The 25,569-nt window shown below is 55.1% G+C and carries 30 protein-coding genes and 1 pseudogene; 14 read left to right on the top strand and 17 right to left on the bottom strand.

Translation table 11 applies throughout. The annotated features are described in order from the left end of the window. The first annotated feature begins 52 nt into the window (after positions 1–52). On the top strand, positions 53–1,486 hold the full coding sequence (locus OCH02_RS15630) for a PLP-dependent aminotransferase family protein (protein ID WP_261432002.1): 1,434 nt from the start codon (positions 53–55) through the stop codon (positions 1,484–1,486). Positions 1,487–1,549: 63 nt separating this feature from the next. Here OCH02_RS15630 and OCH02_RS15625 read toward each other — a convergent pair whose 3' ends face one another. Further along, complete coding sequence (locus OCH02_RS15625) at positions 1,550–1,858, bottom strand: YqjD family protein (protein WP_037422211.1); 309 nt, start codon at positions 1,856–1,858, stop codon at positions 1,550–1,552. 218 nt (positions 1,859–2,076) lie between these two features. Between OCH02_RS15625 and asr the strand changes: the two genes are divergently transcribed. After that, the gene (gene asr, locus OCH02_RS15620) at positions 2,077–2,544 is read left to right on the top strand and encodes an acid resistance repetitive basic protein Asr (RefSeq protein WP_261432001.1); all 468 of its coding nucleotides are present in this window, start codon (positions 2,077–2,079) and stop codon (positions 2,542–2,544) included. A gap of 183 nt (positions 2,545–2,727) precedes the next feature. Here the strand turns inward: asr and OCH02_RS15615 are convergent, their stop codons facing one another. Together OCH02_RS15615 and OCH02_RS15610 are read right to left on the bottom strand one after the other, a co-directional pair. After that, complete coding sequence (locus OCH02_RS15615) at positions 2,728–3,108, bottom strand: DUF4440 domain-containing protein (RefSeq protein WP_261432000.1); 381 nt, start codon at positions 3,106–3,108, stop codon at positions 2,728–2,730. Next, positions 3,108–4,487: an MFS transporter gene (locus OCH02_RS15610; RefSeq protein ID WP_261431999.1), complete on the bottom strand. Its 1,380-nt coding sequence runs from the start codon at positions 4,485–4,487 to the stop codon at positions 3,108–3,110. The genes OCH02_RS15615 and OCH02_RS15610 overlap by 1 nt, the downstream gene beginning before the upstream one ends. Before the next feature lie 106 nt (positions 4,488–4,593). Here OCH02_RS15610 and OCH02_RS15605 point away from each other — a divergent pair, with 106 nt between their 5' ends. Then, on the top strand, positions 4,594–5,490 hold the full coding sequence (locus OCH02_RS15605) for a LysR family transcriptional regulator (RefSeq protein ID WP_261431998.1): 897 nt from the start codon (positions 4,594–4,596) through the stop codon (positions 5,488–5,490). Here the strand turns inward: OCH02_RS15605 and OCH02_RS15600 are convergent. Next, a complete protein-coding gene (locus OCH02_RS15600; protein WP_261431997.1) occupies positions 5,450–6,490 on the bottom strand; it encodes an alpha/beta hydrolase family protein in 1,041 nt (346 codons plus the stop codon). The genes OCH02_RS15605 and OCH02_RS15600 overlap by 41 nt on opposite strands. A gap of 129 nt (positions 6,491–6,619) precedes the next feature. Between OCH02_RS15600 and OCH02_RS15595 the strand changes: the two genes are divergently transcribed. From OCH02_RS15595 to OCH02_RS15585, 3 genes and pseudogenes are all read left to right on the top strand, one after another. After that, a complete protein-coding gene (locus OCH02_RS15595) occupies positions 6,620–7,633 on the top strand; it encodes an AraC family transcriptional regulator (RefSeq protein WP_315899220.1) in 1,014 nt (337 codons plus the stop codon). Between the two features lie 95 nt (positions 7,634–7,728). Next, positions 7,729–8,929, top strand: a pseudogene (locus OCH02_RS15590) (MFS transporter). Positions 8,930–9,031: 102 nt separating this feature from the next. Beyond that, a complete protein-coding gene (locus OCH02_RS15585; RefSeq protein WP_012146416.1) occupies positions 9,032–9,370 on the top strand; it encodes a DUF2002 family protein in 339 nt (112 codons plus the stop codon). Positions 9,371–9,399: 29 nt separating this feature from the next. Here the strand turns inward: OCH02_RS15585 and OCH02_RS15580 are convergent, their stop codons facing one another. Next, positions 9,400–9,846 carry a DUF1198 family protein gene (locus OCH02_RS15580; protein WP_012146415.1) on the bottom strand — a complete coding sequence of 149 codons (447 nt, stop codon included), beginning with the start codon at positions 9,844–9,846 and terminating at the stop codon, positions 9,400–9,402. Positions 9,847–9,912: 66 nt separating this feature from the next. After that, complete coding sequence (locus tag OCH02_RS15575) at positions 9,913–10,251, bottom strand: MbeD/MobD family mobilization/exclusion protein (RefSeq protein ID WP_012146414.1); 339 nt, start codon at positions 10,249–10,251, stop codon at positions 9,913–9,915. Between the two features lie 172 nt (positions 10,252–10,423). Between OCH02_RS15575 and smrA the strand changes: the two genes are divergently transcribed. Then, positions 10,424–10,996 (top strand): DNA endonuclease SmrA, encoded by a 573-nt coding sequence (gene smrA / locus OCH02_RS15570; protein WP_261431995.1) that lies wholly within the window; start codon positions 10,424–10,426, stop codon positions 10,994–10,996. 47 nt (positions 10,997–11,043) lie between these two features. Here smrA and OCH02_RS15565 read toward each other — a convergent pair whose 3' ends face one another. Beyond that, positions 11,044–11,457, bottom strand: coding sequence for a DoxX family protein (locus OCH02_RS15565; RefSeq protein ID WP_261108191.1), 414 nt, complete (start codon positions 11,455–11,457; stop codon positions 11,044–11,046). A gap of 306 nt (positions 11,458–11,763) precedes the next feature. On the opposite strand from OCH02_RS15565, the gene OCH02_RS15560 reads away from it, so the two are divergent. Next, on the top strand, positions 11,764–12,042 hold the full coding sequence (locus tag OCH02_RS15560; protein WP_261431994.1) for a GNAT family N-acetyltransferase: 279 nt from the start codon (positions 11,764–11,766) through the stop codon (positions 12,040–12,042). An 80-nt stretch (positions 12,043–12,122) separates the two neighbouring features. Here OCH02_RS15560 and OCH02_RS15555 read toward each other — a convergent pair whose 3' ends face one another. Together OCH02_RS15555 and OCH02_RS15550 are read right to left on the bottom strand one after the other, a co-directional pair. After that, a complete protein-coding gene (locus OCH02_RS15555; RefSeq protein ID WP_261431993.1) occupies positions 12,123–12,857 on the bottom strand; it encodes a class I SAM-dependent methyltransferase in 735 nt (244 codons plus the stop codon). Positions 12,858–12,963: 106 nt separating this feature from the next. Further along, positions 12,964–13,827, bottom strand: coding sequence for an aldo/keto reductase family oxidoreductase (locus tag OCH02_RS15550; RefSeq protein ID WP_261431992.1), 864 nt, complete (start codon positions 13,825–13,827; stop codon positions 12,964–12,966). Positions 13,828–13,937: 110 nt separating this feature from the next. Between OCH02_RS15550 and OCH02_RS15545 the strand changes: the two genes are divergently transcribed. Next, positions 13,938–14,846, top strand: a complete 909-nt coding sequence (locus tag OCH02_RS15545) for a LysR family transcriptional regulator (protein WP_261431990.1) — start codon at positions 13,938–13,940, stop codon at positions 14,844–14,846. A gap of 14 nt (positions 14,847–14,860) precedes the next feature. On the opposite strand, the gene OCH02_RS15540 is transcribed toward OCH02_RS15545, so the two are convergent. Beyond that, a complete protein-coding gene (locus OCH02_RS15540) occupies positions 14,861–15,808 on the bottom strand; it encodes a LysR family transcriptional regulator (protein WP_261431989.1) in 948 nt (315 codons plus the stop codon). Positions 15,809–15,933: 125 nt separating this feature from the next. Here OCH02_RS15540 and OCH02_RS15535 point away from each other — a divergent pair, with 125 nt between their 5' ends. Genes OCH02_RS15535 through OCH02_RS15525 form a run of 3 tightly spaced genes read left to right on the top strand, consistent with a single transcriptional unit; the run spans position 15,934 to position 18,121 of the window. Continuing rightward, entirely contained in the window at positions 15,934–16,587 is a 654-nt protein-coding gene (locus OCH02_RS15535) for a DUF3313 domain-containing protein (RefSeq protein ID WP_261431988.1), read from the top strand. A gap of 40 nt (positions 16,588–16,627) precedes the next feature. Next, positions 16,628–16,975, top strand: coding sequence for a DUF3302 domain-containing protein (locus tag OCH02_RS15530; protein ID WP_174354879.1), 348 nt, complete (start codon positions 16,628–16,630; stop codon positions 16,973–16,975). 9 nt (positions 16,976–16,984) lie between these two features. Then, positions 16,985–18,121: an HlyD family secretion protein gene (locus tag OCH02_RS15525; protein WP_261431987.1), complete on the top strand. Its 1,137-nt coding sequence runs from the start codon at positions 16,985–16,987 to the stop codon at positions 18,119–18,121. Between the two features lie 245 nt (positions 18,122–18,366). Here the strand turns inward: OCH02_RS15525 and OCH02_RS15520 are convergent, their stop codons facing one another. The 7 genes from OCH02_RS15520 to OCH02_RS15490 all read right to left on the bottom strand — a co-directional run bounded on the left by OCH02_RS15520 (position 18,367) and on the right by OCH02_RS15490 (position 23,510). After that, complete coding sequence (locus tag OCH02_RS15520; protein WP_261431985.1) at positions 18,367–19,062, bottom strand: hypothetical protein; 696 nt, start codon at positions 19,060–19,062, stop codon at positions 18,367–18,369. 453 nt (positions 19,063–19,515) lie between these two features. Further along, the gene (locus tag OCH02_RS15515) at positions 19,516–21,849 is read right to left on the bottom strand and encodes a primase-helicase zinc-binding domain-containing protein (RefSeq protein ID WP_261431984.1); all 2,334 of its coding nucleotides are present in this window, start codon (positions 21,847–21,849) and stop codon (positions 19,516–19,518) included. Between the two features lie 12 nt (positions 21,850–21,861). Then, positions 21,862–22,200, bottom strand: a complete 339-nt coding sequence (locus tag OCH02_RS15510; protein WP_107227513.1) for a DUF5375 family protein — start codon at positions 22,198–22,200, stop codon at positions 21,862–21,864. Next, on the bottom strand, positions 22,197–22,460 hold the full coding sequence (locus OCH02_RS15505; protein WP_046374790.1) for a hypothetical protein: 264 nt from the start codon (positions 22,458–22,460) through the stop codon (positions 22,197–22,199). Before OCH02_RS15505 ends, OCH02_RS15510 begins: the two co-directional genes overlap by 4 nt. Beyond that, positions 22,457–23,002 (bottom strand): host cell division inhibitor Icd-like protein, encoded by a 546-nt coding sequence (locus OCH02_RS15500; protein ID WP_261431983.1) that lies wholly within the window; start codon positions 23,000–23,002, stop codon positions 22,457–22,459. Before OCH02_RS15500 ends, OCH02_RS15505 begins: the two co-directional genes overlap by 4 nt. A 5-nt stretch (positions 23,003–23,007) precedes the next feature. Beyond that, on the bottom strand, positions 23,008–23,253 hold the full coding sequence (locus tag OCH02_RS15495) for a hypothetical protein (RefSeq protein WP_261414190.1): 246 nt from the start codon (positions 23,251–23,253) through the stop codon (positions 23,008–23,010). Further along, entirely contained in the window at positions 23,250–23,510 is a 261-nt protein-coding gene (locus tag OCH02_RS15490) for a helix-turn-helix transcriptional regulator (RefSeq protein WP_261414191.1), read from the bottom strand. The genes OCH02_RS15495 and OCH02_RS15490 overlap by 4 nt, the downstream gene beginning before the upstream one ends. Positions 23,511–23,998: 488 nt before the next feature. On the opposite strand from OCH02_RS15490, the gene OCH02_RS15485 reads away from it, so the two are divergent. Both OCH02_RS15485 and OCH02_RS15480 read left to right on the top strand, forming a co-directional pair. Continuing rightward, entirely contained in the window at positions 23,999–24,781 is a 783-nt protein-coding gene (locus OCH02_RS15485) for an NAD-dependent aldehyde dehydrogenase (RefSeq protein ID WP_261431982.1), read from the top strand. Continuing rightward, the gene (locus OCH02_RS15480; protein ID WP_261431981.1) at positions 24,778–25,032 is read left to right on the top strand and encodes an ogr/Delta-like zinc finger family protein; all 255 of its coding nucleotides are present in this window, start codon (positions 24,778–24,780) and stop codon (positions 25,030–25,032) included. The genes OCH02_RS15485 and OCH02_RS15480 overlap by 4 nt, the downstream gene beginning before the upstream one ends. The last annotated feature ends 537 nt before the right edge of the window (positions 25,033–25,569 follow it).

Raw genomic sequence — 25,569 nt, 5'->3', positions numbered from 1 at the left:
GCGATGATATGGACTATGCTATAGGGCCATAAAATGATTATTTAACCGGGCCATGATGCGTCAGTTTCTTACCTCCTTGCGGCTGGACAGTCGGCTTGCCGACCCGCTGTACCGGCAGATTTATCTGCGAATTAAAGATGCCATTGCGCAGGGAACTCTGCAGGCGGGCAGTCGGCTGCCTTCTGTTCGTGGACTGGCGAGCGATCTGGGCGTGGCGCGCGCGACGGTAGAAAGTGCTTACGCTCAGCTGATTGCCGAAGGTTTTCTGCAAAGTCGGGGGCAGGCGGGAACCTATGTTTCGCCACAGTTGCAGAACCTGTCGGTGCGTGCGGCGCTGGCGGTGGAGCCTTTGCCAACGGTGACGGCAAATCCGCTGCATCCGAACGGCGCCACGCAGCCGTTTCAACTGGGGCTGCCGGCGTTGGATGCCTTTCCTCGCGCACTGTGGCAGCGGATTGTCGGCCGCCAGTTACGCACCAGCCCACTGGCCGCTCTGGCCCATCCTTCAACGCAGGGATTGCCTGAACTGCGTGCGGCGATTGTCAATTATTTACAGCTTTCGCGCGGCATCAGTTGCCGACCGGAACAGGTGTTTATCTGCGCAGGGTATCAGGCGCTGCTGGAACTGGTGATCGGTACCCTGCTCAAGCCGGACGATCAGGTATGGCTGGAAGATCCCGGCTATCCGGTGACGCTGCCGCTGTTTCAAGCCGCAGGCATGCGGCCGGTGGCGGTGCCGGTTGATGAACAGGGCATGAACATTGCCAGCGGTATGGCCAGGGCACCTCAGGCACGGATGGCGGTGCTGACGCCGACTCACCAAAGTCCGTTGGGGGTCTCGCTGAGTCTGGCGCGGCGTATGGCATTGCTGGAATGGGCGCAACAGCAGGCAGCATGGGTGATTGAAGATGACTATGACAGTGAGGTTCGTTACCACGGCAGACCATTGCCACCGCTGAAAAGTCTCGATCGTCAGGGGCGGGTGCTTTACGCCGGAACCTTCAGCAAAACGCTGTTTCCAGCATTGCGTCTGGCGTATTTAGTGGTACCGGCAGGGCAGGTGGAAGCCTTTGGGCACGGCAGTCGGCTGCGCGGCTGCGGTTGCCCGCCGCTGTTACAGGCCAGCGTGGCGGACTTTATTGAACAGGGGCATTTCTATCGTCATTTGAAGCGCATGCGGCCAATCTACCGCCAGCGCAGAGCTTGGCTGGCGCAGGCGCTGGAACAACAGTTGAGCGACTATTTGACGGTGGCGTCGCAGGACGGTGGCATTCAGTTATTGGCTCGTTTTAAACAGGATGGACAGGATCGGCGCTTGGCGCAGGACGCCTGGCGGTGCGGGTTGTCGGTGCAGGCGCTATCGGACTGGCGGATCACAGAACCTACAGGTACTGGCTTGCTGATGGGGTTTGCCAACTTTACTCAGCAGACCGAGACGGAGCGTGCGGTGGCCAGATTGGCTGAATTGTTCAAAGCCAGAAATTAAACGGCCCACGGTTTCCCGTGGGCCAGACGCACATCTGTTTTATCTTTATGACTGCAAGGGGTGTTAACGCCGGGCCAGCAGCACGCCAAGGACGATGCCGACAGCGGCCCCGATCCCAACGCCCTGCCAAGGTTTATCGCGCACGTAGCTGTCGGCTTGTTCGACGGCATCACGGGCGTGCTGTGTCAAATTACTGGAGCCATTGAAGCGCGCACGGGCATCGCGCAATACGCCTTTTGCCTTGCTGTGCAGCTCTTTCAGTTCCTCCTTGGTCTTGTCACCGGATTCGCGTAGCACCTCATCCAGCGTATCCGCCAGTAGGGTGACGTCTTGATCGATGTCGCGTTCTACTTTTTCTGATCTCTTAAACATTCGATTCTCCGTTTCGACACATGTCTTTTAAGTGTAGACCATTATTTAAAATGTGTTGGCGATCACGGAAAAAAACGGCCTGTCCGATGGTCATACTGCCGCTGTACATTTGGTTACTCGGCGAAACCAATCACTCACGGAAGCGGCTCATCGATTCCTCTAGTATCTGCTCAACGGCCCAACGGGGCTTACTGAAAAAACACTCTGAGGAATTAAAGATGAAAAAAGTATTAGCCCTGATCGTTGCTGCTACCATGGGTCTGTCTTCTGTTGCTTTCGCTGCTGATGCAGTAGCTCCGGCAGCTGCGGCTCCAGCTGCAACCATGACTAAAGCTGCACCGGCAGCCGCTGCTGAGAAGGCTCCTGCTAAAGCCACTCATCATAAGAAAACGCATCACAAGGCAACCAAAAAAGCCCCAGCCCAGAAAGCTCAGGCTGCTAAAAAACACCACAAAAAAGCCGCCGTGCAGAAAGCTCAGGCCGCTAAAAAGCACCACAAAGCGGCCGCTAAAGCCCCAGCCCAGAAAGCCCAGGCTGCTAAAACTCACCACAAAGTAAGCAAAAAAGCCCCAGCTCAGAAAGCTCAGGCCGCTAAAAAACACCACAAAAAAGCGCCAGTGCAGAAAGCTCAGGCCGCTAAAAAGCACCACAAAGCGACCAAAAAAGCAGCTCCAGCTGCTAAATAAGTAAAGTCTGCGGGTAGCGCAGCATCCAGACAATATTTAAACACCCGGTTTTGCCGGGTGTTTTCTTTTGAGGGCTAGCTCATGATGATCAATCGTTATTTATTCGAAGTGATTTTCAGCGCCGTTACCCTGTGTGGGCTGATTGTCGCCTGGGAGCTGTTCCTGGCCGACGGCTTTCTCTGATTACTGCGCCAGCGTAGTTTCATGCAGGTGCCGCCAACCCAGCCCGGTTTGGGTCTGCTCGAATACCACGGTGGAGTTGCGTAGCGTTGCCGCCTGTCCAGGCAGCATTTGCTTTTCACGGTAGCTGACCACCGCACCGGTCGGCCATTCGGCCACCAATGTCATCTCTTCAATAGTAATTTCCAGCCCAGGTTTAGCGGCGCGATGCGCGTGGAAAAAGGCGCTCAGTGCGGCGAAATCCAGCCGACTGCCGTTTAGCGCGATCATGGTGAACGCCGGGTCAAAACGTGCCAATAAGGCCTGCTCTTCCCCTGCACCTTTCTCCAGCCAGTTTTCAATGGCGACATGAGCGTCGATCACTTCGGTAAAATAGCGGTTCATCAGTTTTCCTGTGGTGTATTAAGACGGCGCACGATGGCGCGGTTAGCGATGCGCAGACACAGCAGCAGTGGGATCAGCGTGCTGGCGGCGGCCAGGTAAAAACAGCTTTGGTAAGCGACGGCGGGTGAAAAATGCCCAAGCAGCAGATTCAGCAGCAGGCTGAGCAGGGCGACCCCCAGGCAAAAGCTGAGCTGTCGATTGATATTCCACAGTGCGCTGGCATCCGCCAGTTGCTCATCGGCAATCTGCAGGAAAGCGCTGCTTTGCGCGGTGCTGCTGCACAGGCTGCCGCCAAAGCCCATCAGGGCGAAGGCTGCCAGCTGCAATTGATGATCCCCGGCATGGGTAATTTGCGACAGCGCCAGAATGCCCAGCCCCTGCAGCAAGCAACCGGCGATAAACAGTGGTCGTGGGCCAAGGCGGTTAAATTTCTTGCCGGTCAGCGTGATGGCCAAAAACGAGGCCAGCGACCAGGGCAGCATCAGGCTGCCGACCTGTGCGGCGTGCATGCCCAATTGATTTTGCAGATACAGCATGGCGACCAGGCTGACGCCGATAAACAGGCCGGGAATGCATTGATAAATCATCATTGAAGTACGCAGCAACGGATCCTGCATCAGCCGCAAATTCAGCAGCGGTTGGGCAATGCGCAGGCTGCGTCGCAGGTAATAGGCCAGCATCAGTGCCCCGGCAGCCAACAACATCAGGCCCTGAAGCAGGCCATCGGTTTCACCCAGCCGGGTCAGCCCCAGCAGGATTAACGTCAGGGCAGCGCAGGCGCTGAGCAGCCCATTGAGATCGAGCGGTCTGGGCTGCGTATCCGCTGCCTGCGGGCGTAACCACAGCGCGGCCAGCAGCAACGCCAGCGCCGCCAGCGGCAGGTTGGCGAAGAACACCCAGCGCCAGTCAAGACTGTCGACAATCAACCCGCCCAGCGCCGGTGACAGCGCCGGTGCCAGCAGACCGACCAGCATAATGGCGGCGGAAAGCCCGGCGCGTTCGTGGCTGCGATACAGTTGATAGGTCAGCGTTTGGCCGATAGGGATCAGCAAACCACCCCCCATACCTTGCAGCACCCGCCAACCAATCAACTCGCCAATTGAGCTGGCGTAGCCCGCTGCGGTCGTCGCCAGCATAAACAGCGTCAGCGACAACAAGAATACTCGTCGTCCGCCAATGCGCTGTGCCAGCCAGGCGCTGAGCGGGATCACCAGCGTCAGGCCGAGAATATAACCGTTACTGACCCAGGCCAGTTCACCGACCGAAGCCTGCAGCGCATGGCCGATCGACGGGTAAGCGACATTGGCGATAAACATGTTGATCAGATCGACAAAAAATCCGAGCAGATAGACGATTGCGACTTTGATGCGATAGGGCATGGGGCCTCCGGTTGAAGGCCCGCAGTGTAGCGGGTGGGAAACTGCGGATAAATCGGCTGCGAACGATTACACTGTCAAAATAATTTTGACAATAACGGGAAACACTATGCTTAACCTGCAGCGTTTGGCGATCTTTGTGGCGGTGGTGGATGCGGGCAGCTTCACCGCCGCCGCGGTGGCTTTGGGGCAAACCAAGGCGGTAGTCAGTTTCAATGTCAAACAGTTGGAAAGCGAGTTGGGCGTCTCGTTGCTGGTGCGCAGTACCCGGCGGCTGGCGTTGACCGATGCCGGTGAACGCTTTTATCAACGCTGCCTGCGGCTACTGCAAGACGCGGAGAATGTGCTGGATGACGTGCGCCGCGATCACCACGGCCTGAGCGGGGTATTGCGTATCACCACCACGCCGGAATACGGCGCACAGGTGGTGGTACCGGCGCTGGCGGCATTTTCCCAGTTGCATCCGCGTTTGCGCATTCAGCACGTTTCTTCTTCTTATCATGCCGATTTGATTTCGGAGCGCTTCGACGTGGCTATCCGGCTGGGGCAACTGGCGGACTCCAGTCACCACGCAGCGCGGCTCGACAGCTTTGCCATCCTGCCGGTCGCCTCACCGGCGTATCTGGCCCGTCATCCTGTTGGCTCGCTGGCGCAACTTGCACAGGCGCAGTGGGTAGCCCACAGCCGACTAAGTTCCCCCTTAAACTGGCAGGTGATTACCCCAGAACGGCAGGCGGTGCTGTTCAAGGTTGAAGACGCTGCCACACTGATGGGGGACAGCGCCGCCGCACTGCTGGCTTTTGCCCTGCACGGTGCCGGGGTGGCATTGCTGCCAGAATGGCTGGTGCGGCCCGCCATTGCTGAAGGCAAGCTGTGCCGGCTGCTGGCAGACCATCAATTCCCGACACAAAGCATTTATGCACTGTATCCAAACACGCGTCACGTGCCGGAAAAGGTGCGGGCGTTTATTGATTTCCTGCGGGCGCGGGTAGCCACGGGCGAATAAATGTCATTATGGCTGCCAGCGTTTGCTGATGTACCCATTCACGCTGCGTATTGGATGAAGCGCATAACACCGCTGCGTCTTTCTCCTCTGCGGCCAGAATTTGACGGCCATTCGGCTGACACAGCGGAATAAAATCGAAATGGTTACCCTTCGACAGCCGTAGAGCATCAATCGGTTGCTGGCCAGCGTCTTTGGCCAGTGCGGCACCGCCAAGGCCGGGTAGCCGGCTGTCTGGTTCGAAACGTTGAGGTTCGATGACCAATAAAGGGGCGCTGAGCCGACGCAGGCTGGCAGGCAACAGGTAAGGCACCATGCCGGGATCGAGGGCGACGACGAAGCGGATGCGCGGGTCGGTATAGTCTGCATCAAATTGCCGGGCGGAGAGCGCGCCTAAATCAACCTTGGCCTGGGTATAAAACTGGCAGTTGGGTGACTGCGGGGCCTGTCGGCAGCCGCTGATGAAATCGGCCAGCCGGACTCGCCCGCCGATGGCGGCAATGGCACTGTAACCCCCCTTGGAGTGACCGATAACGCCAATCATCTGACGATTAATGACGTTATCCCACTGGGGAGCGGCGGTGATGGCGCTGATCAAGGCAGAAATATCTTCGGTCTGTAACCACAATTCGGCGGAGAGCGCCGGGACAGAGTTGCCGGTGGTACTGCCGGGGTGGTTGGCCGCCACGACAATGATTCCTTGTTGAGCTAATGCCGCCGCCAGCCAGGCCTGACTGGCGTTATTGCCGCCGCTGCCGTGGCTGATAACGATCAGCGGGAAACGTCCACTGGCCACAACGGCATCCGGTTGGCTGTTGATACCGGTAAAGACCGGATTCGCCCCGATGACACTTTGTTGATGGGTCTCGGTGGTGGGGTAGTAAATTCGGCTGTTCAACGAACGTGAACCGGCCTGAAAGACTTCATCGCGGGTGGCGACCTGATAAGGGGTCGCGCTGGCAACGCCGCACAGCAGTATCCACAACAATAACGCTCTGTTCATTTCCACTCCTCAAAATGTTGACCTTGCGAGGGTGGCATTGGCGGCGCCATCCGGCGACCTCGATCGCGATCCGGGTCGTTAAATGATTGTTTTGACAGTACACTGCCGGTTCTGTGTGAACACAACAAGATGCCGATAATGCCACTTATTCCGCTCACTTTTCTGTTTGGTTTGCTGTGCCTGGGGCTGTTGTACCGCTTGGGACGACCGCGGGCGCAGCTTTGGGTTTTCCAACTCTTGCTGCTGTTATGTGCCTGGCAAAGTCTGCTGGTGGGTGTCCGCTACGGCTATGGCGTGACGCAATTCAACCGGTTGCAACCGTTCGGCGCGGTGGCGATCCCTGCGTTGACCTATCTGGCCTTTTTGGTCAGTACCCAGGGCCGGCTTCGCTGGCGTGAACTCGGGCACCTGACGCCGCTGGGTCTGACGCTGTTAGCCAGTCTGATCGCGCCTTTCTGGCTGGATACCCTGATTGTTAGTGTTTATCTGGGTTACGGCATGGCACTGCTGTACGCGTTGCGGCGCGGTGAGAACGGCTTACAACAGGTGGCGCTGGCGGAAAGCTGGCTCAGTTACCGGTTGTGGCGCGGCCTGGGCATGCTGTTGATAGCCATCGCGCTGGCCGAAGGGGTGATTGCACTTGATTTCTCACTGTTCGAGGGGCGGCAAGCAGGCGTGCTGGCGACCATCGTTAACCTGCTGGTGGCCTTGAGCCTTTACCTGGTGCTGTCCCGTAGCCGCCCTTTGGATAACCCGGTGGAGCCGCTGCCGGAGCCGACGCCGGCGGTTACCGAAGACGAAGAGCAACTGGCCGAGTGGTTTGAGCGGGTACAACAGCGGCTGCGGCAGGACGATCTTTATCTGGAGCCAGAGCTGAATCTGGCCCGATTGGCGCGCAAGGTCGGTTTGCCGACGCGGCGGGTTTCACAGGCGATCAACCGCCATACGGGCATGAATGTGTCGCAATATGTGAATCAGCTGCGTGTCCACCAGGCGGCGCAGTGGTTACTTGCCAGTGATGATCCGGTGACCGATATCATGCAAAGGGCCGGGTTTACCACCAAATCGAACTTTAACCGCGAATTTTTGCGTATTTATAGTGTTAATCCGAGTGAATGGCGCAGGCAGCAAAAGTTAAGTTAAATAATAATTGGTTATAACTCGCAGATTTATGATCGACCCCCGACCGGGTATGCTGAACGCTGTTGCTTACCCCGATTTGATGCGAGCCGCCCTCGATGACCGCAGTCAGTTCCAAAGAAAACCATCTCCAACTGAATAAACGTATTTTGTCGGTCGTGATGTTCACCTTCGTTTGTTACCTGACCATCGGCTTGCCGTTGGCGGTGCTGCCTGGGTTTGTGCATAACGACCTGGGCTACAACTCGGTACTGGCCGGTTTGATTATCAGCGCCCAGTATTTCGCTACCTTGTTTAGCCGCCCGCATGCCGGACGCTATGCCGATCAACTCGGGCCGAAAAAGGTGGTGCTATTCGGCCTGGCCTGCTGCGGCGCAAGCGGCCTGTTTTACGCCGCGGCTTTTTGGTTCAGCGGCCAGCCGCTGCTGAGTTTAATTCTGCTATGCGTCGGCCGGGTGTTTCTTGGCGTCGGCGAAAGCTTTGCCAGCACCGGTTCCACGCTGTGGGGCATTGGCCTGGTGGGGCCGTTGCATACCGCCCGGGTGATCTCATGGAATGGGGTGGCGACATACGGTGCGATGGCGGCCGGAGCGCCACTGGGTGTTTATCTCAACCAACATTGGGGATTGGCCGGGGTGGCGGCGCTGATTGTGCTGGCCGTCGCGGTTTCGCTGTGGCTGGCGAGCGCCAAGCCCAATGTGACGATCGTCGCCGGTAAGCGCATTGCCTTTAGCGCCGTGTTTGGCCGTGTTTGGCCGTATTTGGGCTTACGGTCTCGGGCTGGCGATGGGGACCGTAGGTTTTGGCGTGATCGCCACTTTCATCACCCTCTACTATGCTGATAAGGGCTGGAGTGGGGCCGCGTTCTCACTGACGCTGTTCAGCGTTGCCTTTGTCGGCATCCGCCTGATATTTAGCCAGACGATTAATCGCCACGGCGGCTTGAAAGTCACGCTGGTGTCGTTCCTGATCGAGATTATCGGGTTGTTGATGATTTGGCAGGCCGTCGATCCGCTGATGGTGCAGGCCGGGGCTTTGTTGGCGGGGGCCGGTTTCTCTCTGGTGTTCCCGGCACTGGGCGTGGAGGCGGTGAAACAGGTGCCGCAACAGAATCAGGGCACCGCGCTGGGCACCTACTCGGCGTTTCTCGATCTGGCGCTCGGGATCACCGGGCCGTTGGCCGGTCTGCTGATGAGCCGCATGGGCGTACCATCAATCTATCTGGCGGCGGCGCTGATAGTGTTTCTGGGCGTGCTTTTGACGCTGCGCTTACTGCTGCAAAACCGACAAAAACCATAATTAAGGATTATTCCTAAACCCACATCCATACCGAAAAATTTATTGTTTCATCTCATGATTACGGTAAGGTCGCTCAGCGGTCCAGAACGAGAGGAGAAATCGATGTATTTACGGCCGGATGAAGTGGCTAGAGTGTTGGAGAATACTGGCTTTGAGCGTGATTATGTCACCGACCAGTCTTATGGTTACCGCAAGGGTGAGCACTACGTGTATGTGAATCGTGAAGCGCGGATGGGCAGAACCGCGTTGGTGATCCACCCGGCGCTAAAAGAGAAAAGCGTGCATTTTGCCACGCCGACCTCGCCGGTGCGCATCAGCAATCAGTACCTTGAGTTTCCCCTGGATTTAAGCAGCGATGCCCCGAGTGCGCGTTACGGTATTCCCCACGGCTTCAGCTCGCGTGATGCGCTTTCGCGCTATATCTACAGCATGTTCCAGTAATGCTTCCCCCGCCTGCGGGGGACACATTCTTACCAGTTCGCAATCGCTTCCTGATTAAAACGCTCATTGTAAGCGCGGCGAAACTGCGCCAGTTCGAAAGCGTCGATATCCAGATCGGCAAAATAAAACAGCGCGGCCTCGGTGTGTTCGGCATGCAACTCCGGCGATAGCCCGGCGCGTATCAGCGTTTCCCGCCACAGAGCTATCTGGTGGTCATCCGCCTGTTTGATAAAGGTCAGATAGATAAACAGCAAATAGGCTGCCTGGTGCATCTCTTCGGTGTAACCGTTGTTCAGCACGCGGATAAAAGTCTGGCTATTGCGGCTGCCCATCTCCTGAATCATGGATTCAATCAGCATCGGTTTGACTTTCAGCAGGTGGGCCAGAGAGTCGATGGCTTTGCGAGTATCGGAAGTCAGAATGCGGTAACCAATAATAAATACAACGATCAGGGCAGCGATGATGATCCAGGTCATTTATGATTTATTACACTCTCATTGCGCCAGTATTTGGCAGGAGGCGCTGCGTGACAGCGCCCGGTGTCAACGCTGTTCGCCGCTGAAATTGTCGGCAGCCCGCTGTTGATGACGCAGGTGGTGGTTAAAGGTGGCAGCATCCTTGGCCAGCGCGTCCAGATGGGCGCCCAACATTTTGATTTGCTTCACTAACGCGTGCTGTTCCGGCACGGAACTGGCGGTGCTCAGCTTGCGCACCAGCTGCTCATTTTGCATACGCAATGCGACTTCGCGCTGTTTAGCCTCTTCCAGCAACTGCTGCAGTGCCTGATAGCTGTGCTGCCATTCACGGTGCTGCTTTTCGAAGCTGGCCTGCAACTCGCTCATGGCATTTTGAAACTGGGTTTCCAGCTCGCGCATTTTCATGGGATCGATCCTTTGCGGCACTCAATAATGGTTTAGCAGTATAACGAAAACTGCACAGAACCTCACCCGTTGACGACAATTGCGGAAAATTCCCGGCTTGCAACCGGGGCACGCCGTCTTACAATCATCTTCATCCGCGGCATTAAAGGCCCCGTCTGAGAGTGGCAGAAAGATGAGCAACCAGGACAAAGACTTTTTTGAACAGGCGATGGCGGATGTCATCCCGTTATCCAGCGCCGCCGAGACCCTGTACCTTAAACCGCAGGAGACGATGGATAAAAGTGCGCGGCGCGAGGCGCAGGCGCTGCGGCAGGAAAACTTTCTCAGCACCGGCTTTCTCGACCTGATCCCTTGCGAAGTCCCGCTGGAATACAAAGGCGAGGGCATTCAGCAGGGGGTACTGGACAAGCTGAGCCATGGCCGCTATCCGCCGCAGGCCAGCCTGAACCTGCTGAAACAATCGGTGGAGGCTGCGCGGCAGGCGCTGTTCCGCTTTATTTTGCTGGCAGAAAAGCAAAACCTGCGTTCGCTGCTGATTATTCACGGACGTGGGCGTGAAGAAGAGAGCCATGCCAATATCATTCGCAGCTATCTCGCCAAATGGCTGGCACAGTTTGAACAGGTGCAGGCTTTTTGCCGGGCGCTGCCGCGTGACGGCGGCGAAGGTGCTTGCTATGTCACGCTGCGTAAATCAGCGCAGGCCAGGGCGGATAATTTCGAGCGCCATGCCAAGCGCAGCCGTTAGGGTATTGCGGAGGAACAGCCGGCAGCGTTGCCGCCGGCTGGAATAGGCTATTTATTAAAGAATTTATGGTCCAACGAATAACGCCCGGCACCGGTGACCGCCAGCAACAGCAGCCCGCCGATAATGCTGATATTTTTAAAGAAGTTTATTTCGTTGCCCATCATTTCCATGCCGGTCATTTTCCAGAACGGGTGACCGATAAAAGCGGTGCCGAGGACATAGACGGCAAAAATAACCGCAATAGGCCGGGTAAATAATCCGAGAATAAGCGCGATGCCAAAAAAGAACTCAACCACCACGGCGATAATCGCCGCCAAATACGGCATTGGCGTACCATAACCCTCCATTGCCGTCACGGTTGCGCCAAAGCTGGTCAGCTTCATCCAGCCAAAAATGATAAACAGGATCATCAACAAGATTCGAGATAGCAGAATAACGCCGTCTTTTGAGCTTTCACCCATTTTGAACTCCTCAGCCACTGTCACAATTATGTTGTATTACTGTTTAAATAATAGACTAATATCAGGTTTGTTCTAGACCCGTCATCTTTCAAGCTGCAGCGTTGTTACCTGCTTACAAGGCCCATCCATGGTCCTTGCCCTTTCAGGGCCGCTGCAAGCAGCGTTCAAATCTGTTCCCGACAGATTTGTCGCTCACCCCAGTTACTTAACTTTTGTAAGCGCCTGGGGATGAGCGAGCTGGGCGCCTAGCTGCAGCTTGAAAGCTATAGGGTATAAATTTATGTATTTTTAAAATGGGATAAATTTATGGATCTTGAAATTTTGTCAGACGAGAAACGTTTCTATATAAACGATCTGCAGGGAAAAATGATCGCCGAGATATCCTTTGTGCCGAGCGGCGAAAAATTAACCATTATCGATCACACCTGGGTGGATGAGGTATTGAAAGGTCAGGGCGTCGGTAAAAAACTGGTGGCGCTGGTGGTGGCGAAAATGCGGACGGAAAACCGTAAAATTATTCCGCTGTGCCCGTTCGCCAAACATGAGTTTGACACCACGCCGGAATATCAGGATATCCGTGCCTGAAGGCTGGGTCATAGGTGACTTTGGGGGAGGCAGCCTCCCCAATATTGGATGTGTTAAGGATTTACTGTGGCAGGGGATAACTATGCGGGTTTATGGGCGGCCAGAATAAAAATCATCGGGCGTTCTTTCTCTTCGTCCAGCGCGGGGTTTTCTGCGATTTGCTGTGCCGAAGGGCCCCATTCATTGAGATAACTCACGACGAACCCTTGCTGCACCAGCAAGTTCACGTAACTGCCGAGCATGCGGTGTTGCTTGATAACCCCTTCCGCCAACCAGTTTGAAATCCGTTGACCTTCCTGCTGATAACCGTTGACCGGCCAGGATTTTTGCCCGTTTTCGTCTACCTGCCAGCCTTGATGCTTTGGCGCGGTATAGATCGGGTGTTCAGCGGTGAAGATAAATTGCCCACCCGGCACCAGCGCCTGATAAACCGTGGCGAACAATCGCGCCAGATCTTCGATGTAGTGCAGCGTCAGCGAACTGTAGGCCAGATCAAAAGAGGCCGTTGGCAGTTGAAGCTGTTCCAGGTCCTGCTGGTGATATGCGATGCTGGCGTCTTGCGTCAGCGCCCGGGCCTTGTTGAGCATTTTCTCCGACAGATCCAGGCCGAGAACCCTGGCGGCGCCCTGTTCACGCGCGCTGCGGCAGAACCAGCCATAACCACAGCCCAGATCGACCACCTGCTTGCCGTGTAAATCCGGCAGGATGCTGCGGATGGTCGGCCACTCCGGCGCGCCGTCCAGCCCGTGCACCGAGCGGCTGAGCTGGGCATAGCCGTCGAAAAAGGCCTGATTGTCATAAATATTTTGTGTCATAACGACTCCTGTTTGAGTTAAACCGCTGCCGTATATTTAGGCAGCGTCGTCATGTTATCCGCACATCCCACTGATTTCCATATCAAATAAGGTGGTCAGCTTGCTGTCAGGCAATGGCGTCCAGCGCTTGGGCAATCTCTTCTGTCCAGGGTAAGTCAGGTACCGCGAGATTTTCTCGCAGGTGGTTGACGGAAGAAGTGCCTGGTATCAGCAGAATATTGGGCGAACGGTGATACAGCCAGGCCAGGGCGGTTTGTAACGGTGTGGCCCCGAGGCGTTGAGCGATTTCGGATAAGGCCGACGACTGGATTGGACTAAAGCCACCGAGTGGGAAAAATGGCACGTAGGCAATGCCTTCACGCGCCAAGCTATCAATCAGGGCGTCATCGCTGCGGTTGATCAGGTTGTAGTGATTTTGCACGCAGACAATACGGCAAATACTACGCGCCTGAGCGACCTGAGTCGGGGTGACATTACTCAGGCCAATGTGCCTCACCAGACCCTGTTGCTGCAGCTCAGCTAATGCGGCTAAAGGTGCTTCGATAGACCCCTCTGCCGGGCCATGGGCACTGAACATAATTCTCAGGTTAACCACATCCAGCGTCTCAAGACCAAGATTGCGCAGGTTGTCATGCACTGCACGGGTCAACTCTTCGGCGGAAAACGCAGGCAGCCATGAGGCATCGGTTCCCCGTCGCGCCCCGATTTTGGTGACCAGAGTCAGGTCGTCCGGGTAAGGCGCCAGCGCGGATTTAATCAGTTGGTTAGTGACGTGCGGGCCGTAGAAGTCGCTGGTGTCTATATGGTTAACGCCAGAGGCTACCGCTTCGCGCAGTATCGCCAGTGCGGCATCAGGATCTTTGGGCGGCCCAAACACGCCCGGACCGGCCAGTTGCATGGCACCGTAGCCAAGTCGCTTGACGTTTCGATCGCCGAGGTTGAAGGTGTTGTGTTGATCGCGATTGAACATAACCAGTCTCCTAGAGGGTAAGCGGGGCTACCGCGTCTATTTATAATAAGCGTTGCCGCCGACGGTGATAAGTAGCGGGGCAGTGGACGGGTTGTACGGGGAAACGGACAATGAACACCGATTTAGATGATTTACATGCCTTTCTCGCCGTGGCACGTACGGGGGGATTCCGTGAAGGTGCCAGAACCCTGGGGCGCAGCGCCTCCGGCGTTAGCGACGCCATTCGTCGCCTGGAGAAACAACTCGGTGTCAGGCTGTTCAATCGCACCACGCGCAGCGTCACGGCCACCGCCGCCGGTTATGGCCTGCTGAAAAGGCTGGGACCGGCACTGGCTGAAGTGCAGGGGGCGCTCGATGTGGTCAATGGTTTTCGCGATAAGCCCGCCGGTTCGCTGAAGCTGAATGTGCCGACCAGCGTGGCGCGGCTGGTGTTGCCTGCGCTGATCCCGGCATTTCTCGCTGCCTATCCGGAGATCAAGCTGGAGGTGCAGACGGACGAAAGTTTTGTCGATGTACTGGCTGCGGGCTGCGACGCCGGTATCCGTTATGAAGAGCGGCTGGAAAAGGATATGATCGCGGTGCCTATCGGTCCGAGAATACAACGCTTTGCCGCTGCTGCTGCGCCGGATTATCTTGATCGCTGTGGGCGGCCTGAACATCCGCAGGATCTGTTCACTCATGCTTGCCTGCAAGGGCGTTTCCCCAGTGGTAAAACCTATCCCTGGGAGTTTGAAAGGCAGGGGGATAAACGGGTTATTCACCCTGAGGGACCGCTGACGGTACAGGCGGGAGGCGCTACCGATCTGGCCATAGAGGCTGCCGTGGCTGGCGTGGGGATTATCTACTTATTTGAGGACTGGTTAAGGCCTTATTTGACCCGGGGGGATTTGGAGCCGGTGCTCGAGAGCTGGTGGCCGCAGTTTTCCGGGCCCTATCTCTATTATTCCGACCGAAGATTTATACCCGCGCCGTTGCAGGCATTTATCGATTTTATCAAGCAGGCGCAGGACCACGGCTGACTGAGCCGGCGGGGTTAGACCAATCGATACTCATGTATTTTGATGGTATTCATGATGCTGTCCATCATCACCTGCACCCGGTGGGGGAGCACGCCGCGTTGACGGTAAATGAGGTAAGCCTGCATATCGATGCAGCGTTCGCGCTCAATGCAGGGCAGCAGTGAACCTGACTCCAGTGCGGAAGCCACCGAGTAATAGGGGGCATAGACAATGCCCAACCCCTGCTTGGCCAGCTCGATCGCCGGCAAGATATTGTCACAGATACTGGAGCCGTTGACCGCCACATCGACCAACTGGCCCTGCGGGTTGTAAAAGCTCCAGGTATTGCGGCTGCCGCCCAACACTCGCAGGGTAATACAACGATGTTGCGCCAGCTCCGTCGGCTCGATAAGCGGTGAGCTGGCAATATAATCCGGCGATGCAAACAGCCCGACGCGAAAACGGGTCAATGGCCGGGCGATCAGGCTTTCATTCTGCGGCTGGAAGATGCTAATCAGCAGGTCGCAGTCGCTATCAAAAACCGCACCGTATTTTTTCTCGCGTTCATCCGGGTTGCGGGTGACTAAATCGACGATCAGTTCGGGAGATCCACGCAGCAGGGGCGGCAGCAGATAACGGGTCAGGAAGGAGTGAATACCGATCGGCGCACCCAGGGTCACCATGCCGTTCAGGCTTTGTTTATAGGTACCGGACATATCGAGCAGGTCGTTATGCTCATCTAATAGCAGTGTGGCGCGACGTAAAAACTGTTCACCAAACTCGGTCAAAGACAGCGTTCGTGGGCTGCGTAGAAATATCTCCAGGCCAAGTCGCCGTTCCAACGCCGTCAGGGTGCGCGACACATTGGATTGCGGCATATCCAGCAGCTGTGCCGCCTTACTGACGCTGGCGGTTTCGGCGATGGTGCGAACGATCCTGAGTTCGTCGAACCTGAAGTCTTTTGCTTTCACGCGGTGAGCCATTTTGAGTTTGTATATCAAAAATGATATACATTTTTGCCGGTATTGTCATATGACTTATCACTGACCGGCGGGTATTCTTTTGGTCAATTATTTGCTATGCATTAAAATTGACATGGAAGATTATAATGAAAAAAACCTGCGCGATAATTTTACCCGTGGCGTTAACATTGACCGCCTGCTCATCATCGGTCACTGAAAAAGAGAAATACTCGACGTTTCTGCCTAATTATAATGATATTACCAAGAGCCAATCGGCCTCCGGTAAGGATGTATTATATTGGAAGGATAAGAACGTTGATTTTTCCAAATATAAATATCTGGTTTACCAGCCGATGATCTTTTTCCCACGGCCAAAACCTAGCGAGATGGTGAGTCAGCAGGCGCTTGATAATATTCTCAGTTACACCAACAGGCAGTTCAAGCAAGCTATGGGGTCGCATTTTATCCTGGAGGATGTTCCGCGTGAAAACACGCTGATTTTCCGTGGGGCTATCACGGCGATCGACACGCAGAAGAAGGGGCTACAGGTGTATGAGGTACTGCCGATTACGCTACTGGTTGCCGCAACGCAAAGTGTAACCGGCCACCGCACCATGGAAAGCGCCGTTTATATGGAAGGTGAGTTTATTGACGCCTCAACCAACCAGCCGGTAATCAAAGTGGTGAGGAAGGCGTCCGGAGAGAACCTGAATAATGAAAAATCGCAGTTAAAAGTGGCCGATGTGAAAAATGCCATAGATACCATTGCCAATGATATTAAAGAATATAAGACGTCATAGACGTCGGCAATTAGTTTAGCCTTATTAACCAGGGTGTTGCATGTTCCTAGATTACTTCGCTTTAGGCGTATTGATCGCCGTTTTTTTAATTCTGTTTTACGGCGTGATTATTATTCACGATATTCCTTATTTGCTGGCCAAGAAACGGCAGCACCCGCATCAGGATGCCATTCATGTGGCGGGCTGGGTTAGCCTGTTTACTCTGCATGCCATTTGGCCACTGTTATGGATTTGGGCGACCTTATACCGCCCAGAGCGGGGCTGGGGAATGAGCGATAAAGCTGAGCAACCTGATGTGTTGCAGGCGCGGATTAATCGGCTCGAAAGTGAATTGCAGCGTATGCAGACGCAGGTTGCAGATCAAAGCTCGTCGTCCAATAAAGGTTAAGCAAACAGTATGGATCTCTTAATTATTCTCAGCTACGTTGCGCTGAGCTACGGCGTATTCAAACTGTTCCGTATTCCGGTCAATAAATGGACGGTGCCGACGGCGGTGCTTGGCGGTATTTTCATTGTGGGTGCTTTAATCCTGGGCATGAATTACAACCATCCTTATACCTACCGGGCGCAGAAGATCGCGATATCCGTGCCGATCGTCCCGCAGGTCTCGGGAATGATTGTTGAAGTGACCGATAAAACCAACGTGTTACTGCGCAAAGGGGACGTTCTGTTTCGCCTTGATGATACCCGCTACCGCGCCCGGCTCAACAAATTGCAGGCGGAGCTTGCCGGTGCGCAGGCGGATGTACGCGGACGCCAGGCAACATTGAGTGAGTCTGCCGCGAATGTTCAGCGGGTAAATGCCGAGTATGAGCGTGCCCGCAAAGATTATCAGCGCTACGCCAAAGGCGCGACCATGGCGGTCAACCCTTTTTCTGAGCAAGACATCAGCCATGCGCAGCAACAATACCAGGCGCAATCCGCCTCGCTGCAGGCCGCCAGGGCTCAGCATCAGCAGGCGAGGGAGCAGCTTTCGGGCCACTACAACGGTGAAGATGCCCATATCGCCAGCCTGAAGTCACAAATCGCAGAGGCCACTTATAACCTGGAACAAACCACTATTCGCGCACCCAGCGACGGTTATGTTACCCAGGTACTGGCGAGGCCGGGCACCACCGCAGTGCGTTTACCTTTCAAGCCGGTGATGATTTTTATTCCGCAGCAAAAACGGCAGGTGGTGGCGGTATTCCGGCAAAACTCGATCCTGCGTTTAACCGAGGGCGATAAAGCCGAGGTGGTATTTAACGGTTTGCCGGGCAAAGTTTATGGTGGCTCGGTGACGCGGGTATTGCCGGTGGTACCGGACGGCAGCTACCAAGCCAGCGGGGCATTGCAGGGGTTAAATGTCGGCGCCCAACAGGAAGGGGTTTACGTGATGATTGATCTGGCCCCCAGCAAGGAACTCGACAAACTGCCCGATGGCGTGACGGCGCAGACTGCGGTGTATACCGAGCACTTTGAGCATCTTTCCATTATGCGCAAAGTCCTGCTGCGCATGACCAGCTGGATGCACTACCTGTATTTGGATCACTAGCCGTTATCTGTTTTACAGGCTCAAAAAAGCCCGCAACGTGAATTGCGGGCTTTTTCGTTATTGCCACCGGATCTATCTGGTATCACCGGTGACCTATTTGGGCTGGGGGAATCTGAATAACTAGATTAGTTTGTTGTAATTATTGATAAAAATTGAGTTCAGACTTGTGGGATATACCTAAGCGTATACCAATGCGGGAAAGTGACACCGATTTAGAGGGGGATTCTAGAATCTGGTATCACCAATTAGCGCTTTTTTTCCCATGCTTGTTTGATGAGCTGCACATCAGGTTTGAAGCGCGACATGTGGCGGATACCTACCACAGGCACATCGAATTGCTTAAACCGTGCCGTAAAGCAGAACGTGGAGTAGTAGCGGTTTCGGCTTATGTACTCGGGTTCATCGCCATCGCCGAATGCTTTTAATAGCAAGCGAGCTGCTGAGTGAGAGTTCATTCCGTTACTGTAAGCAATAATTAGCTCAGGTTTGCACAGGGGGACGGTAACGTTTTCAAAGAAACTCATCGATTTTTCAATCAGTCGATCCAAACTGCCAATCGCGCTCTCTTGAGCACTTTTTTTGAGCGACAGGGCATCTTTAGAACACATGAGTAGTGCATTGGTATAGACAGTATCTTGCCATCTAAAGCCTAGCTGCTCAGGGACTGATTGCAGGCGGTTTGCCAAATGTTTGATACCCCATTCACCTTCAGTACCGGCCTGAACATTAGAGAAACAAGGTGAATTAAAGCCGTTTATCACTGCTTCAGCATTTGTAAAACCGTCATCCGCAGATGAACCATTGAACCCAACCATGATTAAGCGCTTTCTTGCTGGCTTGGCTGCTAACAATTCGAAGGAACAATCATAAGGGCGGCCGGGTAGTTCGCTTAAATCATGCCGTTCTAATCCTTCCAAAATTATTTTCTTGGTCGTTTCCATCTTAGCGGTTATCCCTTAAATAAGTCTGTTTTTGGCTCTGCCCCATGATAGATCCAATCCGTCATCTTTCTCAGAAAAAAAGATTTATAGAAAAACTGGTCACACTGTTCACTTTTGGTTTTAATTGTTTAAAAACAATAGATTAACCAGTGATTAGTCGGTGACGAGTTTGCTCTTACTGGTCACTTGCAGTGAACAGTAAGACCCAAAAATGCAAAATACCGACCTAATTCGGTGATTGTTTGCACAGTGGATGAGCAGCAGGGAGAGGTTTTAGACAAAGAAAAGGCCTGCAACGCAGGCCTGAGTAGTCACCGCTACGGGGTTCCCCGGTGTTGGGTGTATGCGGTTTGTACAGGACGACTATAAGCGGCCCCGCACAACAGCGTCCAATGGGTTCGGCAGATCAATAACCGCGTATTGATCGGCAGAAACGATCGTGACGCTATTCGCTTAGCGCATTTCACATTTGGGCAGCCAGTCGGCTTCACAGTCTTCGCTTAATATCAGGTTGGTTTGCATCCCCTGATTGGTCTTGCGTTTCAACAGCGCTATTTCATACTCACGCAGCGTTTGCGGCACGGCACGCCCGAACGCGGTCAGATTCAATGGGTACTTGTGCCCCCGGGCTTCCATGTAAGAGAGGTACGCGTGATACAGGTATTTACGCGGGTTCGCCGGGGTAATGTTGGCATTACCGATATACAGACCGTCAGGCGTATTGACTGCCAGCAGGTAGCCGCAGAAATCGACCAGCGGATCGGCACTGCGTTTAATCTCCAGCGCTTCCCCCGAGTTCTGTTGCGCTTCGAGCAATGCTCGGGCGTCATTGGGCACGGCAAAGCGCTGCATCAGGTGGCGCACTATCACTGCCAGCTCGCCGGTAATTTTTGCCAGCAACTGCGGGTCACGCTCATTGGCCGGTATCACCTCCGGGAACGGCAGGATCACCCGGCGACGGGACACACCGCCGCTGCGGTCACTGAACTGCATCGGGTTGTTATTCACCGCCAGAATCACCGCCGGAATGTGCGTGGAGTAGGCATCCCGGTATTTTGGGTCGATAGCCACCGCATCGCCGCCGGTGATCGCTTTGATACCCGCCCCGTCACCGCTCCATTTCTCTTGGTCAGGCAGGATAATCAGCGAGAACCCGACCACGGAGGCGCGTTCCCGTGAAGATTCCAGCGTATCAATGGTGGCCGAGGTGGTGTTGTCTTTCCCCGCCAGCAGGCTGGCTATCGCGGCCATCACGCTTTTGCCACTGCCGCCGGGGCCGGTGACTTCAAGGAACAGTTGCCAGTCATAGCGGTTCGCCAGCACCATAAACAGCGCGGCGAGAATACGCGCCTGCTTGTCGGGTTGTTGCCCAGCGGCGCGGGTCAGCCAGCGCCAAAAATACGGGGCGTGGTCGGCCAGATTTTCCCCGGCCTTGGGCGGTGTGTAATCCACGCTGTTGACGGTTCGTAGCCAGTGCGTTTTCTGGTGTGCGCTGAATTGCCCGGTGGTGGTATCAAACACCCCGTTACGGAAACCAATCAGGTGCCGTGCCGGCGTGCCCATTTGCGGCACCATCAGCCGGAGCGTGTCCAGAATGCTGTTGATCCCCGCCGCTGAGAACGGGGCGCGGATTTTCTGGAACAGCGCGGCAATCTCGCGGCTGAGTACCCGGTACGGTAACACCTGCCATGCGCCGTTTTCATAGCGGCACAGGTCTTCACCGACCGGTGGCACGGCCAACAGGTGCTGGTAGTGCTCCGCCAGCAGTTCGGCCTTTTCACTGGCGCTCATGGCTTTCAGGTCGGCATCGCTGAGCGTATCAAACGGGCTGGGTTGCTTGGGCTGGCTAAAGGCCGTCAACTGCGCAAGCGCAGCCAGCTTGCCCTGTTGCAGGTATACGTCGTTCCAATCCCCCACCTCTGGTGGTAGCGCCGGTTTGCCGCCGCTCAGTTGGGCGGCTTCGGCGGCGCGGGTTTGCCCGGTGCCGTTCTCGTCATTATCGGCCGCCAGCAGCAACAACGCGTCAGGGTAGTGGGTGCGCAACTGCTGCGCCATCGCGGGCAGGATATTGGCGCTAAGGGCAACACAGACACTTTCCCCGGTCAGGTGGTGCACGGTCAGGCCGGTGGCGTAGCCCTCGGTCAGCCAGATAACGGCATTATCTTTCCCGGGCAGGAAATGGCAGGCGTTTTTCACCTGTCCCCCGGCCAGCGTGCGCTTGTCGCCTGCGCCATTAATTAACTGGACGTTGACCACCTCCCCGGTGCTGTTGGTCAGGGGCAACAGCAGGTCGCCGGGCTGGTAAGTGATGCCGCCGACACGCAGTGACGGCCCCTGTAATGTCAGGGCGTCAGTATCCGGCCAGCCCTTGGCGGTCAGATAGGCATTCCCGGCCTGCTGTCGGGCGCTGGCGAGCAGTTGTCTGGCCTGCTGCGCCGCGTTATTTCGCGCCTGTGCTTTGTCCTGCTGTTCCTGCTGGGGATTGTGCTCCGGCGATGTATTGCCCGACGGTTCACCCAATACCCCGGCCACCTTCACGGCGGCCTCTTTGGTGGTCACGGCCAGTGCTTTTTCGACCAGATTCAGGCCATCGCCACCGCCGCACTGGTTACAAAACCATGTGCCACGTCCCTGCAGATTATCAAAGCGAAAGCGGTCTTTGCCGCCGCAGACCGGGCAGGGCTGCGCCCGGCCCCCTGCCGTAATGTGAATGCCCAGCGCGGGGAGCAAGATCGGCCAGTGACCGGTAGCAGCACGTGAGGTGTGAGAAACGCTTAATGTGGTCATTGTTTTGCTCCCTCAGTGCACGGTGGTGTTACAGGTGACGGCCATCCGGCCACAGCACAGCTCATCCATCATCTTTTGGCCGAGCGTGGTCAGGCGCGGCGGCGCCACCAGAATATCCGGCTGCACCATGTCACTGAGCATGGTACACGCCATATCCATGCCCACCTCCGCGCCGTGCTGGCGAACAAAGTAGCCCTCAATGTCCATCGCAATCGCCATTTGCAGCTCATCCAGCGTATAGCCGGGGTTCACCCGGTAAAACGCGCAGGTATCGAGATAGGCATGGGCCAATGCACGGCGGTAAACGGCGGTACGGACTTCAACGGGTAAACAAGACTGTGGGGTGTTCATGCGGCGGAAGCCTCCATGCTGGCGAGAATGTGGGAGTCACAGGTTTTGACGACCTGCCCGAGCTGGTCAGTGAGCACCGCTATGACAGACGCGAAAGCGGCTTTTTGAGCGGCGTCTGGGCGCTGACCGGTCGATTCGAGCGTGTCCAGCATGTCGAGGAACAGCACGCCGGTAGAATGTGCGTGCTGAAGACGCAGGAAATCAGCATGCGGAATAGGATAGAAGGTTTCACTGTGGAAACGGGCAGCCAGCGTATTCATGCCACCCCCTGTACGGGCAGACGGCCCGCAAACGACAAAATGTAGTCACGCGCCAGCAGGCGGCGGGCGCTGTGCTCGGAATCCGCCACGGTGCGCAGCATGCACGGGGTTGCCGTCAGGGCAGTACGGCGAATGGCCGCAAACAGGAAACAGAATTCAGGATGAGTCGGGGTGAGGATAGTAGCCATGGTGGCAGCCTCCAATAAGTTTTGGTTATTGCTACCACCGAAGTTCCTACGCTTATGGGTGGTAGCCCAGACGGGGGTAGGAATACCGGCCTTATTGGAAACCGGCCAGCCCGAAGGCTGCCCCGCCTGAGCCACCATTGTTTGATAGCCACAGTAGCATAGAAACCACTGTGCAAAAAATGAGCGCACTAAGGCCACGACATAAAAAAACACGCATGGCGCGTGTTGTGTCGCCAATAAGTAACACGGGTTCCTACGCCCGGCTGCCGATTGTGCGACAGCGGGGGGACTATAGCGCAGGGCCGGACGCGGGGGCAAGCGGTAAGACACCCCCGGATGTTCAATCGATCGCATAGTGATCAACAGTCGGTAAGCTGGTCGTGGCCGGTAACGGCGGCGGCGCTGGTCAGCGGCACCGACCCGGCACGGAAAAGACGCGGCTCGGCCTGGCTGCTGGCCAGGCGGATCACGCCGTGCTTATCGCTGCGGTGTTCCGGCAAGGCAATATCCGGCTGTTTGCGTTGCAACAGGATGGCTTCCGCCACAAACAGTGCGTCGTTGTCGTTCAGGGTAAAGCTCTGTCGGCCGAGCGTTAACCGCATCATTCTGCGACCCCCTGATGACGGTTGGCGATGCGTTCAGCCATCCAGTTTTCGACTTCTGATTCGAGCCATGCGACGGTTTTACCGCCAAGGGAAATTTGGGCCGGGAACTGATGGCGGGTCATCATCTCGTACACGGTAGAGCGTGACAGCCCGGTGGTGTACAGCACTTCCGGCAGGCGAATGAAGCGATCGCGTGGCGTGTAATCCACCGGGACGGGCGAGAGTGTGGAAGGGGTCTGTGTGGCAACTGCAAGCATGGAATGCTACCTCGTTTATGCCCGGTGGGATCTCACCGGCGCTGTGTGGGTTCGTCTGGTAGCGCCCTATTATGAGAATATTTTGCGGGGTGGCAACAAGGGGATGTTGTGTGGTGCCCGAGCTTTTTTGCTTGTTTTTCAATCGAATGGGTGTATTGCCCTTTATTGCCCTATATTGACAATCTATGACAATTAATGACAACTCCACTTACCAGTAATATCGATTGGTGTTCAGCGAATAAATAGATAAAAACACTAAATGCCAGCTAGCCAGAAAAAAGGCTGTTTTTAGCCGAGTGAATAGTAGTGAACACTTGGTGACGAGTTTTAGATAAACTGTTCACTACTTTATTTACTGATTTATCTACCTTTTTTATTAAAGTGAACAGTAGTGAATAGTTTTTATAAGAACTAAAACTTCGTTGGTGGTTTTCTCGTCAGATTTTGGGGCTGTTGTCCTGCGGACAGTCCAACCGGGATGAATGGCGATGTTGTACGGCAGTCAGCAGAATAGCCTCACATTGACTGACACCGGAGATAACCCCATGAGCACAACTGCATTACCCCAGCACATCAACGACAAGCTGCAAGCCCTCCGTGATGCCCGCGCCGCCCACGACAAAAACTATCAGGCACTGACGGACGTCATTACGGGGATCGCCCGCTGTCATCAACAGAAGAAAGACACGGAAGTGGAAAGTCATGAGGCAGAAAGCCAGTGGCGCATCCTGTTTCGGAAACTGCGTGGGGAAATGACCCCAGAGCTGCAAGCACAACACCACAGCCGGATTTCCAAACGGGAGCTGGCGAAAGAGTTCGACAGTCTGGTTGAGGAAATGGAGCTGGACAAAATGCAGCTTCACCTCAGTTGCGGCGAGTCGGCCCCAAAAATGATGGCTTCGCACGAAGCTGCACTCACGGCCTTTGCAAATCATATTATGTGTCAGGCAGTCGATGCATTGAGCACAGCGCTTATCAGTCCCGAAGTTATCAAGGCTTGCGCGCTGGCGAAGCAGGCTTACGGTGTCTATGGAACCGACCCGATGAAAATGATTGAACAACAGCTACTGGGAACACTACAGGGTCGTATTCACCTTGCCATAGCACAGCAAAATATCGACCACCCGGTACTCAAAGATATTGGTCTGACGATACCGGCAGAAACCGGCGTATTGCCAGAGCTGAAACGCAGCCCTGCCAGACGCATGCAGGTTGCCTTGGAACTGAAGGAAAAACGCCAGCGATTGCAGCAGAAAGGGGCAGCATCATGATGCGTTGCCCGCTGTGTACCCATTCGTCTTATACCCGTACTAGCCGTTATGTGACCGAACAAACGAAAGAGGCCTATTATCAGTGCCAAAACATCGTGTGTTCCTGTACGTTTAAAACAGTGGAAAGCGTCGATAAGATTTTATGTCAGCCCATTCAAGCGGAAACGGTGACCGGTGATGATTTACCGCCGCCGGAACAAAGGACATTAAACCGTTACCGCCGTTATAGCCGAAACCAAACACTTCATTGATTGAACTGGCCCCGCTGCAATACTGATTTTGCTGCGGGGCTTTACCGTTCCACAAGCTCGAAAGCAGCCTTTTTTCTGGCTAGCCTGCCTCAAACTGCGCGTGCATGCATAGGGTGCATGATTTTGCATTAATTCCCAGCCCCTCAAAACAGCCGAAACCCCGCACCACAAGGGCTTACAGGGCCTCTGTGTCATGCATGAAATGTGCATGATAAAGTCAGAGCGCGTAGGCGAGGGAGTATTGCGCGCGCAGAGGTTTGAGCAACTTTTCGTTTACTGTGTCAGCTTGTCGCTGAGCCATCTGTTTTTTTTGCAATTTAACTCAGCAGGGTGTAGGCGTTATTGTACCGTGACAGGTCTTAGAGTATGTTTCTTTTTGATGCATGATTGGGATACTTTAAAGCTGCATGAAACTACATATAAGAAATGTACGATGTATTTCATTCAAGCCAGAATTGACGGGGGGATTGAACCTATACTCAAACACAAAGAGCGAGATAGGTCGCGGGGCAGACGAGGCGAGAATAGTATTACGTA

This window comes from Serratia quinivorans, assembly GCF_946227985.1.
Lineage (GTDB): Bacteria > Pseudomonadota > Gammaproteobacteria > Enterobacterales > Enterobacteriaceae > Serratia > Serratia quinivorans_A.
This window is presented reverse-complemented; position numbering and strand designations above follow the sequence as displayed.

Excerpts from the sequence above, each read along its gene's own strand:
- OCH02_RS15630 (WP_261432002.1), top strand. The coding sequence starts at position 53 with ATGATGCGTCAGTTTCTTACCTCCTTGCGGCTGGACAGTCGGCTTGCC.
- OCH02_RS15625 (WP_037422211.1), bottom strand. The coding sequence starts at position 1,858 with ATGTTTAAGAGATCAGAAAAAGTAGAACGCGACATCGATCAAGACGTC.
- asr (WP_261432001.1), top strand. The coding sequence starts at position 2,077 with ATGAAAAAAGTATTAGCCCTGATCGTTGCTGCTACCATGGGTCTGTCT.
- OCH02_RS15615 (WP_261432000.1), bottom strand. The coding sequence starts at position 3,108 with ATGAACCGCTATTTTACCGAAGTGATCGACGCTCATGTCGCCATTGAA.
- OCH02_RS15610 (WP_261431999.1), bottom strand. The coding sequence starts at position 4,487 with ATGCCCTATCGCATCAAAGTCGCAATCGTCTATCTGCTCGGATTTTTT.
- OCH02_RS15605 (WP_261431998.1), top strand. The coding sequence starts at position 4,594 with ATGCTTAACCTGCAGCGTTTGGCGATCTTTGTGGCGGTGGTGGATGCG.
- OCH02_RS15600 (WP_261431997.1), bottom strand. The coding sequence starts at position 6,490 with ATGAACAGAGCGTTATTGTTGTGGATACTGCTGTGCGGCGTTGCCAGC.
- OCH02_RS15595 (WP_315899220.1), top strand. The coding sequence starts at position 6,620 with ATGCCGATAATGCCACTTATTCCGCTCACTTTTCTGTTTGGTTTGCTG.
- OCH02_RS15585 (WP_012146416.1), top strand. The coding sequence starts at position 9,032 with ATGTATTTACGGCCGGATGAAGTGGCTAGAGTGTTGGAGAATACTGGC.
- OCH02_RS15580 (WP_012146415.1), bottom strand. The coding sequence starts at position 9,846 with ATGACCTGGATCATCATCGCTGCCCTGATCGTTGTATTTATTATTGGT.
- OCH02_RS15575 (WP_012146414.1), bottom strand. The coding sequence starts at position 10,251 with ATGAAAATGCGCGAGCTGGAAACCCAGTTTCAAAATGCCATGAGCGAG.
- smrA (WP_261431995.1), top strand. The coding sequence starts at position 10,424 with ATGAGCAACCAGGACAAAGACTTTTTTGAACAGGCGATGGCGGATGTC.
- OCH02_RS15565 (WP_261108191.1), bottom strand. The coding sequence starts at position 11,457 with ATGGGTGAAAGCTCAAAAGACGGCGTTATTCTGCTATCTCGAATCTTG.
- OCH02_RS15560 (WP_261431994.1), top strand. The coding sequence starts at position 11,764 with ATGGATCTTGAAATTTTGTCAGACGAGAAACGTTTCTATATAAACGAT.
- OCH02_RS15555 (WP_261431993.1), bottom strand. The coding sequence starts at position 12,857 with ATGACACAAAATATTTATGACAATCAGGCCTTTTTCGACGGCTATGCC.
- OCH02_RS15550 (WP_261431992.1), bottom strand. The coding sequence starts at position 13,827 with ATGTTCAATCGCGATCAACACAACACCTTCAACCTCGGCGATCGAAAC.
- OCH02_RS15545 (WP_261431990.1), top strand. The coding sequence starts at position 13,938 with ATGAACACCGATTTAGATGATTTACATGCCTTTCTCGCCGTGGCACGT.
- OCH02_RS15540 (WP_261431989.1), bottom strand. The coding sequence starts at position 15,808 with ATGGCTCACCGCGTGAAAGCAAAAGACTTCAGGTTCGACGAACTCAGG.
- OCH02_RS15535 (WP_261431988.1), top strand. The coding sequence starts at position 15,934 with ATGAAAAAAACCTGCGCGATAATTTTACCCGTGGCGTTAACATTGACC.
- OCH02_RS15530 (WP_174354879.1), top strand. The coding sequence starts at position 16,628 with ATGTTCCTAGATTACTTCGCTTTAGGCGTATTGATCGCCGTTTTTTTA.
- OCH02_RS15525 (WP_261431987.1), top strand. The coding sequence starts at position 16,985 with ATGGATCTCTTAATTATTCTCAGCTACGTTGCGCTGAGCTACGGCGTA.
- OCH02_RS15520 (WP_261431985.1), bottom strand. The coding sequence starts at position 19,062 with ATGGAAACGACCAAGAAAATAATTTTGGAAGGATTAGAACGGCATGAT.
- OCH02_RS15515 (WP_261431984.1), bottom strand. The coding sequence starts at position 21,849 with ATGACCACATTAAGCGTTTCTCACACCTCACGTGCTGCTACCGGTCAC.
- OCH02_RS15510 (WP_107227513.1), bottom strand. The coding sequence starts at position 22,200 with ATGAACACCCCACAGTCTTGTTTACCCGTTGAAGTCCGTACCGCCGTT.
- OCH02_RS15505 (WP_046374790.1), bottom strand. The coding sequence starts at position 22,460 with ATGAATACGCTGGCTGCCCGTTTCCACAGTGAAACCTTCTATCCTATT.
- OCH02_RS15500 (WP_261431983.1), bottom strand. The coding sequence starts at position 23,002 with ATGCGATCGATTGAACATCCGGGGGTGTCTTACCGCTTGCCCCCGCGT.
- OCH02_RS15495 (WP_261414190.1), bottom strand. The coding sequence starts at position 23,253 with ATGATGCGGTTAACGCTCGGCCGACAGAGCTTTACCCTGAACGACAAC.
- OCH02_RS15490 (WP_261414191.1), bottom strand. The coding sequence starts at position 23,510 with ATGCTTGCAGTTGCCACACAGACCCCTTCCACACTCTCGCCCGTCCCG.
- OCH02_RS15485 (WP_261431982.1), top strand. The coding sequence starts at position 23,999 with ATGTTGTACGGCAGTCAGCAGAATAGCCTCACATTGACTGACACCGGA.
- OCH02_RS15480 (WP_261431981.1), top strand. The coding sequence starts at position 24,778 with ATGATGCGTTGCCCGCTGTGTACCCATTCGTCTTATACCCGTACTAGC.